Origin of the sequence: Methanobrevibacter thaueri (assembly GCF_015062915.1) — an archaeon.
GTDB lineage: Archaea > Methanobacteriota > Methanobacteria > Methanobacteriales > Methanobacteriaceae > Methanocatella > Methanocatella thaueri_B.
This window is the reverse complement of the sequence record NZ_SUTJ01000006.1, coordinates 25,004-40,152: the sequence shown is the minus strand read 5'-3', so window position 1 is coordinate 40,152 and position 15,149 is coordinate 25,004. Positions and strand designations below refer to the sequence as shown.

At 37.0% G+C, this 15,149-nt stretch carries 13 protein-coding genes; 1 reads left to right on the top strand and 12 read right to left on the bottom strand.

The features are described 5' to 3' along the window. Window position 1: 1 nt before the first annotated feature. The 3 genes from E7Z78_RS05485 to E7Z78_RS05475 form a co-directional block, all read right to left on the bottom strand. Window positions 2–7,249, bottom strand: coding sequence for a DUF3320 domain-containing protein (locus tag E7Z78_RS05485; RefSeq protein WP_303724173.1), 7,248 nt, complete (start codon window positions 7,247–7,249; stop codon window positions 2–4). 159 nt (window positions 7,250–7,408) lie between these two features. After that, on the bottom strand, window positions 7,409–8,230 hold the full coding sequence (locus E7Z78_RS05480; protein ID WP_303724172.1) for a PfkB family carbohydrate kinase: 822 nt from the start codon (window positions 8,228–8,230) through the stop codon (window positions 7,409–7,411). A 9-nt stretch (window positions 8,231–8,239) separates the two neighbouring features. Continuing rightward, window positions 8,240–9,088, bottom strand: a complete 849-nt coding sequence (locus E7Z78_RS05475) for a cation diffusion facilitator family transporter (RefSeq protein ID WP_303724171.1) — start codon at window positions 9,086–9,088, stop codon at window positions 8,240–8,242. Between the two features lie 110 nt (window positions 9,089–9,198). On the opposite strand from E7Z78_RS05475, the gene E7Z78_RS05470 reads away from it, so the two are divergent. Further along, window positions 9,199–9,378 (top strand): hypothetical protein, encoded by a 180-nt coding sequence (locus tag E7Z78_RS05470; protein WP_303724170.1) that lies wholly within the window; start codon window positions 9,199–9,201, stop codon window positions 9,376–9,378. Here E7Z78_RS05470 and E7Z78_RS05465 read toward each other — a convergent pair. From E7Z78_RS05465 to E7Z78_RS05425, 9 genes are all read right to left on the bottom strand, one after another. Beyond that, window positions 9,370–10,059: a HisA/HisF family protein gene (locus E7Z78_RS05465; protein WP_303724169.1), complete on the bottom strand. Its 690-nt coding sequence runs from the start codon at window positions 10,057–10,059 to the stop codon at window positions 9,370–9,372. The two genes, E7Z78_RS05470 and E7Z78_RS05465, sit on opposite strands and share 9 nt — an antisense overlap. Before the next feature lie 577 nt (window positions 10,060–10,636). Next, window positions 10,637–10,921, bottom strand: coding sequence for a DUF3194 domain-containing protein (locus E7Z78_RS05460; RefSeq protein WP_303724168.1), 285 nt, complete (start codon window positions 10,919–10,921; stop codon window positions 10,637–10,639). A 35-nt stretch (window positions 10,922–10,956) separates the two neighbouring features. Next, window positions 10,957–11,304, bottom strand: coding sequence for a prefoldin subunit beta (locus E7Z78_RS05455; protein WP_303724167.1), 348 nt, complete (start codon window positions 11,302–11,304; stop codon window positions 10,957–10,959). A 34-nt stretch (window positions 11,305–11,338) separates the two neighbouring features. Next, complete coding sequence (locus E7Z78_RS05450; RefSeq protein ID WP_303724166.1) at window positions 11,339–11,605, bottom strand: KEOPS complex subunit Pcc1; 267 nt, start codon at window positions 11,603–11,605, stop codon at window positions 11,339–11,341. Further along, window positions 11,598–11,978, bottom strand: a complete 381-nt coding sequence (locus E7Z78_RS05445) for a ribonucleotide-diphosphate reductase subunit beta (protein ID WP_303724165.1) — start codon at window positions 11,976–11,978, stop codon at window positions 11,598–11,600. The genes E7Z78_RS05450 and E7Z78_RS05445 overlap by 8 nt, the downstream gene beginning before the upstream one ends. Window positions 11,979–12,129: 151 nt before the next feature. Then, complete coding sequence (locus E7Z78_RS05440) at window positions 12,130–12,261, bottom strand: DNA-directed RNA polymerase subunit P (protein ID WP_303724164.1); 132 nt, start codon at window positions 12,259–12,261, stop codon at window positions 12,130–12,132. A 3-nt stretch (window positions 12,262–12,264) separates the two neighbouring features. Then, window positions 12,265–12,534, bottom strand: coding sequence for a 50S ribosomal protein L37Ae (rpl37A, locus tag E7Z78_RS05435; RefSeq protein ID WP_297825608.1), 270 nt, complete (start codon window positions 12,532–12,534; stop codon window positions 12,265–12,267). A 222-nt stretch (window positions 12,535–12,756) separates the two neighbouring features. Further along, entirely contained in the window at window positions 12,757–14,241 is a 1,485-nt protein-coding gene (guaB, locus tag E7Z78_RS05430) for an IMP dehydrogenase (protein WP_303724163.1), read from the bottom strand. Window positions 14,242–14,254: 13 nt separating this feature from the next. After that, window positions 14,255–14,968 carry a (5-formylfuran-3-yl)methyl phosphate synthase gene (locus E7Z78_RS05425; RefSeq protein ID WP_303724162.1) on the bottom strand — a complete coding sequence of 238 codons (714 nt, stop codon included), beginning with the start codon at window positions 14,966–14,968 and terminating at the stop codon, window positions 14,255–14,257. Window positions 14,969–15,149: the final 181 nt, after the last annotated feature.

Below are 15,149 nucleotides of genomic sequence, written 5' to 3'. Positions count from 1 at the left end.
GTTATTTAAGTTCAACGAAATCGTTTACGATTTTAACTCTATTGTTTGCAATCATCAAATCCAGTACGCTGTTGATTCTTGAAGCGGTCTTTTTGGAAGTGGATTTGAATCCGAAGTTGCGTGAGGTTTCCTTAGGAATCTGCTTAGTGGTAATGTTCTGCTTGTGAGTTAAAACCAATTCTATGCTTTTTGCTATTTCTTCATCTGATATTAAGTCTATGTTTGGCTTATCCCTTCTTCTGATTAAAACATCATTGTTTGAAGCGTCATATAAGAAGTCACCGATTTTTATTATCTCACCATTGCTTTCTGCGTTTTCAATAGCTGAGTTGACTGTCTTTTTAAGATTTGATCCGGCACGCTTGATATGGCAGCTGTCCTTGATTCTTTTGGTCACTTCCTTGACATGAATAGGTCCTTCAATATCAACTATCAACTTAATGGAATCGGACACCTTGCTGATTGGCTGTTTGTATAAATCGTCTGATGAATTCAAGCCTATATCTGTTGATTGGACATAATTGACAATGTTGTCCTCATAAGACCTTTTGCCCGGAAGCTTATGGTCATCATAGGATTTCAGGGTATTGTTCCTTTGGAATCTTTCCTTTTCAATCTCCTTGTAGTCCTCATCGGCTGACTGGATAATGTCTTCAAGAGCCTGGTCTTTTAATTCCTCTCTTCTGAATTGTTCATGAACAGGAATTATTACATCCTCATCGCTTGAAATCTCTTTTTGAAGAGCTTCCATTTTCATTTCCTTTTCTATTCTCTGCTCTTCTTTTTCAGCGAAAGTCATTTCCTCTTCCATTTCTATAATCTTATCAGAATCATCATCACTTGGCATGTTCAAGTAATCGGCAGGATTGTATTCCTCTGTCCTGTCCACCACTGAAACATAATCTATGTGTGTAGGGTTTTCAATTTCCTTAAGGGACCTGTTAATGTATTTCATGTCCTTTTTGATTCCCTGAAGGGATTCCTTAACGCTTCTTGGTTTTTCTTCCTCATAGTAGAAATTGTTTTTCCTGAGCTTGCTTGTCACGTCATTTGAACCCTGATAATATGTAACTCCATCGCCTGATATGGCTTCCTCAACAGGTTCTGCATTATCTTCTCTTATACTTTCATCATATTGGATATCCTGTTGATTATCATCAACGTTTGGAACTTCCGCTTGATTTTGTGAGTCTTTATTTTGAGATGCTTGAACGTTTTCAACAGTCTGATTTTCTTTTTCAGGTTTGTCTTCCTCGACAAAGATATCGTCAAGGTATTCCTTTTTAGCATCATCGACAATGTTTAAAACATCATCAGATTCATCATCATTACTTAAATCAGGCAATTCATCATTGAAAATGTTCCATTCCTCATTTTCCTCATCAAAGAAGAATTCCTCTTCCTTGTTTGAGTCTGAAAAGTCATCGTTTAGGGCATTCAATTCCTCTTCACCGTTTACTATTTCAGCCTCAACAACATAATCGTCACGAGGGGCAGGCTTGTGCAATGGCTCATCGTCATCATCTATGAATTCGCCTTTGACCTTCTTGACTTCCATCGGCTCGAGTTTGGTTTCCCCACCGACAACATCGGAAATGATTGATTTTACACGGCTGTTCCTCTTAGGCTTATGCTTGAGTTTTTCACCGAGTTCATGTGATTTTTCCTCAGGCTCCTTATCTTCAGCCACATCATCCTCAACAGGTTCATCTACTGTCTCATTTTCAAAAGCGAAATCGAATTTTTCCTCATCAGGTAAAACTCTTTCATCATCATGACTGTGATCAACATAAATGTAATCTTCATCAGGACCTAGGTCGACCTTGTCATCGGAAGGTTCATTTGAGACTTCCTCTTTGACTGGTTCATCTACAACTGGCTCATCAATGACCTCTTCCCTAACAGGTTCAACTATAGGTTCTTCTTTGATAGGTTCGTCAATAACCTCTTCCTCAACAGGCTCATCAACTATAGGTTCATCAACTATAGGTTCATCAATGACCTCTTCCCTAACAGGTTCAACAATAGGGTCCTCTTTTACAGGTTTTTTAATCTTTTTATTGAATTGGACTTTTGGAGCTTCCTCAACTTCCTCAACCACTTCATCGTTGCTGTGGTCGACAATGATATAATCATCATCAGAGCCCAAATCAACTTTATCATCTTGAATAGGTTCAGGGATATCCTCATTGACATCCTCTTCTGTATCTTCAGATTCTGTTGACTCCTCTTCCACATCGGAATCCTCATTTAAATCCTTCCTGAATCTGAGAGAACTTAAAAATGATTCTTTTTCATTGTCATCATCTTCACTGTCAACTATTGAATCATCCAGCATTGAATGGCCAGGATTGATGAATGATTTTACCCTATCCTTAATTGACCTGTGAGGCTTTTCATCAGCATCATCTTCAATTTCATCATCGGTTGAGTAATCCTCATCAACAGTATCCTCTTCAGTAACATCCTCTGCAGAATCCCTATCAACATTATCATCTGCAGGAGCGTCTTCATCCTGAAGATCATCATTAACATTAACATCTGAAGAAATTCCCTCATCCGGAACATCTTTAACATTATCATCTATGGAAACATTCTCATCGGAGTAATCTTTCTCGTCTTCCCATACTTCTGCATTATCTTCTGGTGAAACCCCTTCATCTGATTCCCAAACTTCAGCATCCATATCATGGGAGGTAGTTTCATTAGTTTCTGTTTTAGGAGTTTCAGGTTGATTATCATTATCAGTTGGAGTGTTAACTTTATCTAATTCATCAATGTCAGTGTTTTCCACTTCAACAAACTCTGAGGTGAATTCTTCAGCTTCATAATCTTTATTGCCTTCAGGAGTTTCAACTTCCACAAACTCTGATTTCTGTGATGAATTATCATTAATTGAAACATTTGGTGTTTCCGGGTCTCCTGCAGAGACTTCCTTAAAGAATTCATCTGGGTCGAGTTCACTGACATCAATAGGTTTTTCCAGAATGTCATCGCCCTCATCGACTTTTTCAACCTCTACAAAGTCTTCCGGACCAATATCCTCTGGATTAATTTCATTGGCTTCAGCTTCTTCCTTGGCTTTTCTTTCCGCTTCCTCTTTTTCTCGTGCTATACGCAATTCTTCAGCTTTTTTCTCAGCTTCAAGTCTTCTTTTTTCAGCCAGTTTCTTCTCTTTTTCTGACCTGCGCCTTTCTTCCTCACGGGTTTGGCGGATTGAATTTTCAACGAATTCCAATAATTTTTTACGTCCTAAATCACGGTTTCTATACCAGTCTGTGGACCATAAGTGATATAATTTCCATCCAAGTCCGGTTAATACCTGTTCACGTAATCGATCCCTGTCACGTGCAACTTTACTTGATGCATACATTTTTCCATCAGTTGTGATTCCCAATATGTATTTTCCAGGATTTTCATCATCTACAATTGCCAGATCTACTCTGAATCCTGCACAACCGATTTGCCTGTCAACTGTGTAACCGTTTTCCTCCAAAAAGCTTGCAATTGCATCTTCAAATGGTTCCTTGGAGTATTCCTGATTGCCACCTGCACCCAATGTCAAGTTTTCAGCATATTCCAAGAATTCCTTGAGTGACTTGACACCATAAGGAGGGTTTGCTGTCAGGTTCATGTCATATGCCTTGAAGTTTGAGAACACTACACATTTTTCTCTTGCACGGGTGATGAGCACGTTTAGCCTTCTTTCCCCACCGTCCTGGTTTAATGGACCGAAGTTGAGTGACATCTTGCGGTCTTGGTCATAACCGTAACCTACACTGATTAGGATTACATCCCTTTCATCCCCTTGGATTGTTTCAAGGTTCTTAACGAAGAAACGCTCATCCTTGTTTTCTGAGAATAAAGGTTCGAATTCAGGATGTTCCTTACGTTGAACCTCCAATTCCTCCAGGATTGCATTCTTCTGGGCTACGGAAAATGTTCCGACACCTAGGCTTTTTGTATCGCCGTATTTTCTGAAATGGTTGAATATCTCTTCAACAACATCCTTTGCTTCAAGAGGGTTTTTGGATGATGCTCCTCTTAAGTATTCTGTATTTGGATTGTAGTGGAATTTCAAACCGAGTTCAGGGTCTGAATGTGAAGGTGAAGGGTAAACCAACAGGTCATCGTCATAGAATTCCCTATTTGACACTGTGATCAATGATTCATGACGTGAACGGTAGTGCCATTTAAGCATTTTTACAGGGAATGAGAGTTTGCACAGGTGCAATATGCTCTCCATATCAAGAGAGGTTGCTTCTTCCTCATCGCTTTCCGCATCTGACATCTGGTCGAAAAATGATGTCGGAGGCAATTGTTGGGTATCTCCCATAACAACTGCTGTTTTTCCTCTCATGAATGCACCGAGTGCATCTTCAGGTTTTACCTGACTTGCCTCGTCAAAAATAACTACATCAAATTGAAGTTCCTCATTTGTAGGATCAAGGTATTGTGCAATTGACAATGGAGACATCATGAAACAAGGCTTGATTTGCTTTATCATTCCACCGGCTTTTTCCAGGAGTTTTCTAACTGGCATGTGTCCGCTTTTTCTTGTGAACTCTCCTGCCAGGATTTTTGCCTGTGGGTTTTCTGTTCCACCGAAGATTTTTGGAATGTTGCTGTTTAGCTTATGATAGATTCTTTTACGGTTCAGTGTGAGAATCTTTTTATCCAAGTCCTTGAATTCACGGATTCTGTTTTCATGCAATTCTCCGACAAATGTTGCCAATTCCTGATTTTCAATGAATAATATGTTTAATAATGAGTCTGCAAAGTTTCCTTCAACCAATGCCTCGATATCGTATTTGTTGATGTTTCTTTTCTCGATTGATTCAACAAACATTTTTGCATTGGAGCTTTTAAGTGCATTTTTAGTATTTAAGTATTGTGACCATAAGTGAAGGCTTGATAGTTGTCCTCTCCAATTATACAACTGTTCCTGCCATGCCTCAAACGGAACGTCACCAGTTTCTCTTTTAAATATTAATTTGCTTCTTGGATTGAGCTTGTCCTTAAGCCTTGACAATACCCTTACAAAATCCTCACCTGAATCGATGTATTCCGCCAAGTCCCTTTCAGGCTTGAATTCAAATAAATCCTTGCTCATCAGGTCAATGGTATTCTGGGAAAATGTTCCGGCACGCACAAGTGCTGTGAACTCATTCATCCAGCGGGCAATAGCCATTAAATCCTTTGGATTTGCATTTAAATGCCAGTATCCACCATAGTATTTTCTTCCAAGTGCATCATTTGCCTCAAGGTTTTTGCGGATTTTGATTACAGCCTTAGCCTGCTGCAAGTCCCTGATAATCTCATCAATGCTGTTTGGAACAGGCATTGCATAATACATTTCAACCAAGGCAATGTGCTGCTTGTTGTTGAAGAAACGGAATTTCTTGGTTGACAGTTGCTGCAACTCATAAATCAAGCGGTCAATGTCAGCCTGGAAAATGTTTTGATTGAATTTAGTCAATGCCGCTGCATATTTCTGATACTTCTGTAGTTCCTGTATTAACCTGAATGCATCCTCATTGTTGCTGTTCCATGCACCTGAACGGATGATGCTTGCGTCAATCAACTCAGCATTCTGGGACTTGATTACCTCAAATGCTGAAAGTGAATTCTGGAACTCGTTTAAAGTGTCAGGCTTCTTGATTCCATAAATGTCATAGACCCTTCCACGCTCAACAAGGAAATTGTCCAATGCGTGCAATGTGTCATTTATAAGCATTTCTATTTCTCTCAAATCAGCCGGCAGGAGACTTTTCGGTGCGCATTTACTCCATGGATTTTCCTTTGAAATGGTTTGATAGAGCTCGGCAAGGTTCTCCAATGCGATTTTCATGTCATCCAGATCTTTTAGGGTTATGCTTTCCGGATTTTCAAACCTGACCAGTGGCATCAATGTGCCTTTGCGTGCAAAATGGTCATCGGCTGCTTCCTTCATTCCATATAGTTGGAATGGAGATAGATTAACTGCAAAAGCAGGCATGTGAATGATTTGTGAATAATCATCAAGTTGACGACGCAGAGTTTCAAGTTTCCTGATTGTCTGGTCTATGTTTAAAGGCTCCTGTGCCCTTACATTGGTTGCCTTTTGCAAATCCTTCAGGAATTTCTTACGTCTTGTCTTGTGTGAATGCAGTTCAAGTACAAATTTGCCTAAACCTACACCTGTCAGACGGTCCTTTACTACATCCAATGCAGCCATCTTTTCTGATACAAATAAAACTGATTTTCCTTCTGCCAACAGCTCCGCAATCAGGTTTACAATTGTCTGTGACTTACCTGTTCCCGGAGGACCCTCAACCACTAGGTTGCGGCCTGCCTTAACGTCCTGGATGGCTGCAATCTGTGATGAATCGGCATCAAGAACCTGGTACATGTTCTGATATTCCAGTCTTGAATCGATATCCTCTTCACGAAACGCTTCCTGATCGTTTTTGGCCGGATTGAAGATGGCCTGTATCAATTCGTTTTTAGTCAAGTCAACATTATCTGCCCATGCTTCAGGGTTTAGGTCATTATACATTACGAACTTTGTGAAACTGAAAAATCCTAGAGCCACATTGTTGTTGACATTCCATCCGTCCATTCTGGAAACTGCCCTTCTTACGCTTGCAATGTAATGGTCAATGACTTCACCGTATTTCTTGAATTCAAAATCTGGAAGCTCTATTCCCGCTTCCAGTAACTTGGCCTTAAGGGATATGTTGGTTTGAATGTCCTCTCCTGTCCATTCAAGGTTGAATGACTCCCCAACCTTTTTCCTTTCCATTGAAACAGGAATCAATACCAATGGCGCATTGTTCTTTTGCCTTGGCTTGGACTTGTCCTTCCATTCCAAGAATCCTATTGCCAAATACAGGATGTTGTAACCTTGCTCCTGGAGCATTGTCTTGGCCTGGTTGTTAATGTAATATAATCTTTTTTGGAGCTCTTTAGGGGTCAAATCAGTGGCTAATTTCTTGTCTCCTTCTGAAAACTTTGAAAAGTCAAATGGAATGTGGTCCCATACTGATGACTTGTCCTCCTTTTTATCCTTCTTATTGGCCACGAAATACATTTTGTTCTCTTGAAGAACCAATGTCTGATAAAGATTTATAGGAGTTTGATTTACTATAGTGATAGTTTTAGCCCTTGTTTTAAAGTTAAGAAGTTGATTTCTTAATGTTAAATCCAATAGCTCCTTACGTAAATTTTTAAATTCCTTTTCGATTATATTTGATGATTTGTTTAACATGATGACCCTTTGTAGTGTTTAAAAAAATTCAAAATACATATATAATTATTATCATATTAATTAATAAAGTTTTCTAAACTAGGTGATTTTAGGTTAAATCTATTAAAAATTAGAAATAATAAATATTAAATAGAATGATTTCAAATTTGATGAAATCACCTAATGGCTTGGAGAATATGGGCCAAATTTTTCTATTTTTTTACTGGCAATCATGGATGCGAAGTTTCCAGCTCTTTGCGGTGATTTAAGCAATAATTTCTGTGAGATATATGCCGCCATGTAAGTGTCTCCGCAACCAGTGGTATCCACAACATTGTCACACTTTACAGGACTTATTCTGATTTCTTCATCAGCGACTATTCTGGAACCGTGACTTCCGTTTGTTATGACCATCTCATCTACATCATAGCCCATGCCAATGATGCTTTCCTCTGCCTCATCCAAAAATATTGCAGTAACTCCTGATAAAATGCCTGTTAACTCATCAAAGTTATCCAATTTTATAGTGTAGTTTTCATTTGCTTTAACATCCGGAAGCCTTAAAAAACCCTGGATTGACATGAATATAGGAACGTCAAAACTTTTGAGATATTCTATGGTGTGAGCGGGAAAATCAAATCTGTTCAATGGATTGATCACAAAGGCGTCAATCGCCTCTGGAAGAACTTTCTCCAAGTCATTTGGACATATTGGAATATCAGCAAAATTGCTCAGTTGCCTTCTTTTGTCTAGGTCATCCCTGTCTGGATAATGGTTTATGAAAAAGTGTGTTGTGTCCTTTTTTATTACCCTGACCTTGTCAGTATCCGGGAAATCCCCAACTAAACTTTCATCTGAACAGTTGACGATTGCAAGGTAGTCATTGAAAAACTCCTCAAAAACGAATGACTGGAAGAAAGTGGCTCCTCCAACCTTAAAAGACTCCTCATCCCCAATAACTATCATATCTTTTGTTACAGGACCGATAACAACCAATGTCATAACTTAACCTTACTCCAATTCGATAGTGATGTCAACAACATGATACTTGTTTGAAATGGCATAGATTTCCTTTTTGATCTCATTGACGTTCTTTCCAAAGTCCACATCAACCTTCAATGTCATTACGGAATCTATTCCGTCAAGTGACCATATGTGGAAATCGTCAATGGCATTTACACCATCAATCTCCTCGATTGAACGTCTAAACTCATCAACATCAAAGTAATCAGGTGTCTTTTGAAGCAATACCTCTAATGCTTTATATAAATTCCTTCCGAGATTGAATATCAACCATAATGCGATTCCTATTGAAACAAACGGATCAAGGTATGGTGCTCCATCCCAGAACATTAGAACAAGACTCAATACCAAAATCGCAACCCATTCAAACACATCACCAAGCTGATGGAACAGGATTGCCTTTTCGTTGAATGTCTCACCGTCATGCAGGCGATAGACTGAAATTGATTTGAATATGATTCCAATGATTGCAACTACAAGCATTCCACCTGCGTCAACCCCTTCAGGTGCAAATAGTCTTGGAATTGCCTCTGACAATATCACGAATGCCATTATGATGACAAAAACTGATATTATGACTGCTCCAAGTATTGAAAACCTTTGATAGCCGTAGGAGTACTTGTCTGAGGAGTCCTTCTGTGAAACCTTTTCAAGGATCCAGGCCACTGCAATGGATATGGTGTCGGATGCATCGTGAATGAAGTCCGCAAGTATTGCCATACTGTTTGTTGCAAGTGCTCCAATCACGACTATTATGTTGAATGCCAAGTTCATAAAAAATACAAATGCTAAATTCTCACCAGCCTTTTTGTGATGATGATGCGTATCTATTCTCATTACTTTAATATTTAACATTTAATAATAAAAAATTAACCTTCTGTTTAATCAAGAAACATTAAAGTTAATTTTATATAATTAGAAAAAGTAAATTATAGTAGTGATTAAAAATGGCGATAGTGGGAACAACAATATTTTCACATATTTTACCTGTGATTTTTGGATTATTTGCATTAATATTGATAATTTCTGGATCTCTTGAAGATAACAATCCTAAATTAGGTTTAGGCGTAGTTTTATTTGTTATAGCTTGCATATTCCCTTATTTGGTGTTAAGTGTTTTAATCTAGAAGTTTCACTTCACCTGAATGTAGGCTAGTTCCTATCAATACTCTTTTTATACCGATGGACTCCAACTCACCTAAAGAGTCCTTGTTCAAACCACCAGCAATGATTAATTTTTCTTTTAGTTCCGCAAATTCATTTAAAAGATATTCATTATAACCCTTTTCTGTGCCGACACCTGTGATATCTAAAAGGATTATGTCGTTTGGATCAAGTTCCACTAGAACATCCTTGAATTCTGACAGTGTCATGTCCATGTGCTTTGCCAATAGCTCATTGTTTTTTGTGTCAACACTCACGACTATCCTTTCCTTAGGATATTTCTCGAAAATCTTTTTCAGCTCATCAACGCTTTCCAGTGTTTCTGTTGGTACGATTATCTTATAAGCATAGTCAAGGAAAAATTCAAACCCTTCAAGGTTTTTGACTCCACCATCGAAGATGACCGGAAGAATTGTATTCACCATTTTTATATCGTTGATGTTGTGGCCTTGGGATTCTATCAAGTCCAAATCGGCAATGTACATTTCATCGGCGCCGTTTAACTTTAGCCCCTGTGCTATTTCAACGGGATTTGCTGAAGATGCAAAAACAGTGTTTAATGGTTTGTAAGTGTCCCTCATACCTGATTTGCCGCTTACGGCCTGGTGTTGTTTTAAATCTATTACTGGTATTTTCTTAATCATAATAGATAGTTGGTAAAAAGTAGTATTAAAAACTTAAGGAGGTGAGAGGAACTTAAGTGTTTTTCAGCCCCTCTCTGAGTAATTTAAAAATAATGATCAATTTATGGTAAATAACTATGAGTTATGAACCTCTATTAATTAAGTTAATTCACATAGTATATAAATGTTACTATAATTTATAAAAATTAAAGTAAACTTGAATATATAATTTTTAATAATTATATTAATTAACTGAAATAAATTTAATAAAAGATACTCAAATATAAACAAAATATTAATAAAAATAAAAAAACATAAAACGCTAAATTTTAGGAGACCTTAAATTTCCTAAAAATAATAAAATCAGTTTGATAAAGTTAAATTGATTTAAAAAAATAGAGGAGGTTTGAAGTAAATGAAAGAGGGAATTTGAAAGATAGTATTACGTGTTTGTCCTTAATATGCTAAGCTATTTAGTTTACTCCAAACTTCATTTTAATATATGTTTTAATGATATAAATACTTTTTTATAAAAAAGTATTACTTTAATTAATATAAAATATAGATTAAGTATTACTACAAATTTTAAAAAAAATAATTAAACTCTGAAATTCTCATCAATATAAGCATCAAACCCTAGATAAGCCTCATCAATGGCCTGCATGATTTGCTCTTGAGTGATTTCAGATAACTCATCAAAACTAACTCCAACATCAACGTCAACATCAAGCTGTTCGTTTTCATAGTTGAGAATGATGTCAAGGTCAAGATCTTCAATTTCCTTGCTAGGAAGAGCTTTTGAAACTTCACTTTCCAGAATTTCACCGAACTTGTCGGAAATTTCAGCCAAATCGTCGGAAGTTAATACTTTAAGTTTTGACATAAAAATCTAAAAAAAGAAAAATTAAAGGTTTAAGCCTATTGGCCCATACCTTGCATAGCAGCTTGAATGGTAGCTTGCATTTCTTCAAGTTTTTTCATGACTCTTTCTTCTTGACGAGCCATGGTTTGTTTTCTTAACTGAAGGGTTTCTAACTTGTCTTCAGTGTCAGATAAAGCATCAGCGTATTCTACTTTAATAAGTAAAGTACCAGCTTGTTTGAATACATCAGTATTTTCATCAGTTTTTTTAAGTTCTTCTAATGCTTTTTCAGTTTCTTGAATTTGTACTTCAACATTTTGAATTTGCATGGTTACTGCTTGAGCTTGTTGTTGTAATTGTTGAAACTGATTTAATTGTGCTTGAATGTTTTCAGGAATCTCCATAATATCACCTAAATTTTAATTATTTATATAAACATTAAATTGTCAAGTTATTTATTTCCAATGCTAAGTTGATCCATTTGATTGCAGAGTTGACAGAAGCCCTAAAAGATGTGGAATCCGCAGCGTCAATGTCAATGACTATCTTGGAATCATCCAATTCAATTGTCATTGAAGACCTGAAATCCGGAGCGGTTTCAAACTCCAGGATTATGGAATCATAAACGATTTTAGCCTGACTTCCACTTTCAAATTCAACAACTATATTACTTTTTACAGATTCAAGAGGGCTTTCTTCAATCATTTGAAACCTCTATGATCTTTTTAACGTTTATTTGGAAATTGAGTCTTTCCCCAAACTTGTTAATGAAGTAAATTCTAGCCGGTGAATCGTCGCTTTTAGAAATCAAAATATAATTATCTTCAGCCTTTTCAACTAAATCCAAATCGAAAATGTCTGCTAGGACATTTAGCTCTTCGACCTGGGACACTATTTTCAATTGTGACGGAGCAATGTTCATCTTCTCGTTTTCAATAGTTGCTCCGATAAGAAGGGTTAAAAGTAATTCTCCCTTATTTGAATAAAAGGAAATTCTACTAGGATTTCCCTTAATCTCGTTTACAACCGCCAGATTGTACTCGTCAACCTCCAAAGCCTTCAACAATAACTCACGCATATTCATTTTTCCCCTGTTGACAGAGGTAAAACCAGTAGCATGGGCTAAATTCTTACAGAACTTCCTAGTTTTTTGAGAAGGTTTTCTAGAAGTTGAAATTAACATTTAAATCAAAAATAGTAAAAAAATTTAGTAAAAAGAAGATAAAAACTTATCTTGCTTTTATAACTCTTGTTGTTTCAGGGACTTTCTTAAATAAAATCCTATATCTGCATTTAGGACATTTATTTTCCATGTAGCTTTTATGATCTACTTCTTCCCCACAACTTGGACACCAGTACAAGGCCTATTCCTCCACTTTAATGTCTCTGATACTACGTGCTGCAGATTTTGCCATAGGGGTTTGTGGAACGTATGCTCCACCGGTAAATACTGCACCACATTTTCTGCATTTCCAAATTCCAGCAGCTTCTCTTTTTACGTATGGTCTATCACATTTAGGACAAACATGATTTTTTTTCATGTTTTCTTCAATGATTTTAACAGATCTTTTTGCTTTTCTTCCGTATCTTGCACCGAACCTTCCTGTAATTCCCACTTTTTTAGTTCTTGCCATTTAAATTATCTCCTTAATAATAAAATTTAATATAAATTGATTATGTAAAATAATCATAAAATTATCTAATATTATAATATAAGACTAACTCATATTTAAAGGTTTGCTTAAAATTAGCATTTTAAGCGAAAAAATACATTTTTTGATGAGAAAAAACTTTTACCTATAAATCGCTTTGCCAATTTCAACTCCCATCAAAAAAAAATTTAAGATATTATCCAACTAGTCAAGTGTTGGATAATTAGGACTTTCATTAGTAATTAACAAGTCATGAGGGTGGGATTCCTTGATTCCACTGCTTGTAATTCTAACGAAGTTTGCTTTTTCTTGCATTGCTTTAATATCTTTAGCACCACAGTATCCCATGGATGATTTCAAACCACCAACCAATTGGAATAAAATTTCAGCAACAGTACCTTTGTATGGTACAGCACCTTCAATTCCTTCTGGAACATATTTTGTGTGGTTCATTTTACTTTTTTGACCTTGGAAGTATCTGTCTGCTCCACCGTCAAACTCACTGGTCATTGCACCCATAGATCCCATTCCACGGTATTTCTTATATTGTTTACCGTTCATGACAACAATGTCCCCTGGTGCTTCGTATGATGCTGCAAGTAAGTTACCGAGCATTACTGCATCTGCTCCTGCACCGATTGCTTTTGCAACGTCACCGGAGTATCTGATACCACCGTCAGCAATAACAGGAATGCCTGAATCAGCTGCAGCATCAGCAACATCTGAAATTGCGGTGAGCTGTGGTACACCTACACCAGCAACAATACGAGTGGTACACATTGAACCAGGTCCGATACCTACTTTAAGTGCATCTACACCCATAGCGATTAAGTCTTCTGCAGCTTCAGCGGTTGCAATGTTACCTACACATAATTCAGCATCAATATTATCCTTGATGGTTTCGGTGAACTTGACAACATTCATGTTGTGAGCGTGAGCACAGTCGATTGAAATGATGTCAGCACCGGCTTGATCAAGTGCCATTGCCCTTTCCAAGTCAAATGGTCCACAAGCTGCAGCAACCAGGAAGTTGCCGTCCTTGTCCCTTGCGGCATTTGGATATTGGGAACGGTTTAGGATATCTTTAATAGTAATGATTCCAACAAGCTTGCCGTCACGAACAACAGGTAGTCTTTCAACCTTGTTTTCATATGCAATGTTCAATGCCTCTTCAGCTGAAACCCCTTCGTCAACGGTTACAACATCAGAAGTCATTATGTCCTTGATTAGAGCTGCTGGCTCTGATTTGAGGAATGGTCTGATATCTCTTTTTGAGATGATACCAATGATTTCATCACCATCAACTACAGGCAGTCCGCTGATGAGTTCATTGCGCATTTTATCTTGAGCTTCAGCGACTGTGGAATCTTGAGTAATAGTTACAACATCACGGATAGTTAAGTCTTCAGCGTTTTTAACCTTTTTAACTTCTTCAACTTGTCTTTCCAGTGTGATGTTTCTGTGAATTACACCTACTCCCCCTTCCTGTGCCATGGCTATTGCGAGTTCAGCTTCTGTAACTGTATCCATAGCTGCACTTAAAACAGGGATGTTTAATTTAATTCCTTTTCCTAATTCAATTTTAGTATCAATGTCTTTTGGTTCAACATAACTTGCATTAGGGGTTAAAAGAAAATCATCAAAGGTGTAAGACATTCTTGCTTCTTGAACTTTTTTTGAAAATGACATGATAAACACCTAATTAGAATGAATCGATTAATTCTTTTAGCTCTGCTACAGCAGTATGGTGGATTTTACCAGTATTTCTATCTCCACCTACACAAGCAGCTCCTCTGATACCTACAACATCACATCCAATGTCATGCAATGGTTTCAATTGGTCTTTTTTGACAGATCCTGCAAGTGCAGTCATCAAACCGTAACTGTGAGCTTCTTCTACAAATTCTTTTAATTTGTCTAAATCTAAATAATCAAATAATGTATGACCATCTTTAACTGCAGTGTCTAACATTGCAAGGTCGCATCCTGCGTCTTTTGCCACTTTTGGTATTTCCATAGGGTCGACCGCACCTACACGGTGAGCATCTGCATATCCTGCAGCCACAATAATTGTATCTTCACTAATGTCTTTTACAGTTTTTACAACGTTTTCCATGACTTCAACTGCTTCGTCATGGTCTTTTGTTCCGTATAATCCAACTTTAATATAATCCGCTCCGGAAACGTGAGCTCCCATTGCTGCAAGTGAAACTGTACCTGGCTTGTATGGTACGTCACCTAAAGTTGCACTGACAAGCTTGTCTTCTGGGGTTAATTCTCTGATTTCCTTGATTACCCAAGGGAAATTAGCTCCCAAAGAACCTTCTTTAGGATTTTTCACATCAACAATATCTGCTCCACCTTCAATTGATTCTAGAGCTTCTTCACGATTTATAGGACTTATTAATAGAAGCATGTATTTCCTCCAATATTATATTATAATATAATAATATTACTTCCTTATTATTTATAATATTATTGATTTTTAGGGAAAATTCCAATTAAATTATAAAATTAAAATATTTGAAATCAAAAAAGAGCATGAAAAAAAGTATTTAATATTTAATGCATTATTGTTGTGGTTTTACCCACAAATA

What these genes read in the sequence shown, in the direction of transcription:
- E7Z78_RS05485 (WP_303724173.1), bottom strand. Translation starts at nt 7,249, where the DNA reads ATGTTAAACAAATCATCAAATATAATCGAAAAGGAATTTAAAAATTTA.
- E7Z78_RS05480 (WP_303724172.1), bottom strand. Translation starts at nt 8,230, where the DNA reads ATGACATTGGTTGTTATCGGTCCTGTAACAAAAGATATGATAGTTATT.
- E7Z78_RS05475 (WP_303724171.1), bottom strand. Translation starts at nt 9,088, where the DNA reads ATGAGAATAGATACGCATCATCATCACAAAAAGGCTGGTGAGAATTTA.
- E7Z78_RS05470 (WP_303724170.1), top strand. Translation starts at nt 9,199, where the DNA reads ATGGCGATAGTGGGAACAACAATATTTTCACATATTTTACCTGTGATT.
- E7Z78_RS05465 (WP_303724169.1), bottom strand. Translation starts at nt 10,059, where the DNA reads ATGATTAAGAAAATACCAGTAATAGATTTAAAACAACACCAGGCCGTA.
- E7Z78_RS05460 (WP_303724168.1), bottom strand. Translation starts at nt 10,921, where the DNA reads ATGTCAAAACTTAAAGTATTAACTTCCGACGATTTGGCTGAAATTTCC.
- E7Z78_RS05455 (WP_303724167.1), bottom strand. Translation starts at nt 11,304, where the DNA reads ATGGAGATTCCTGAAAACATTCAAGCACAATTAAATCAGTTTCAACAA.
- E7Z78_RS05450 (WP_303724166.1), bottom strand. Translation starts at nt 11,605, where the DNA reads ATGATTGAAGAAAGCCCTCTTGAATCTGTAAAAAGTAATATAGTTGTT.
- E7Z78_RS05445 (WP_303724165.1), bottom strand. Translation starts at nt 11,978, where the DNA reads ATGCGTGAGTTATTGTTGAAGGCTTTGGAGGTTGACGAGTACAATCTG.
- rpl37A (WP_297825608.1), bottom strand. Translation starts at nt 12,534, where the DNA reads ATGGCAAGAACTAAAAAAGTGGGAATTACAGGAAGGTTCGGTGCAAGA.
- guaB (WP_303724163.1), bottom strand. Translation starts at nt 14,241, where the DNA reads ATGTCATTTTCAAAAAAAGTTCAAGAAGCAAGAATGTCTTACACCTTT.
- E7Z78_RS05425 (WP_303724162.1), bottom strand. Translation starts at nt 14,968, where the DNA reads ATGCTTCTATTAATAAGTCCTATAAATCGTGAAGAAGCTCTAGAATCA.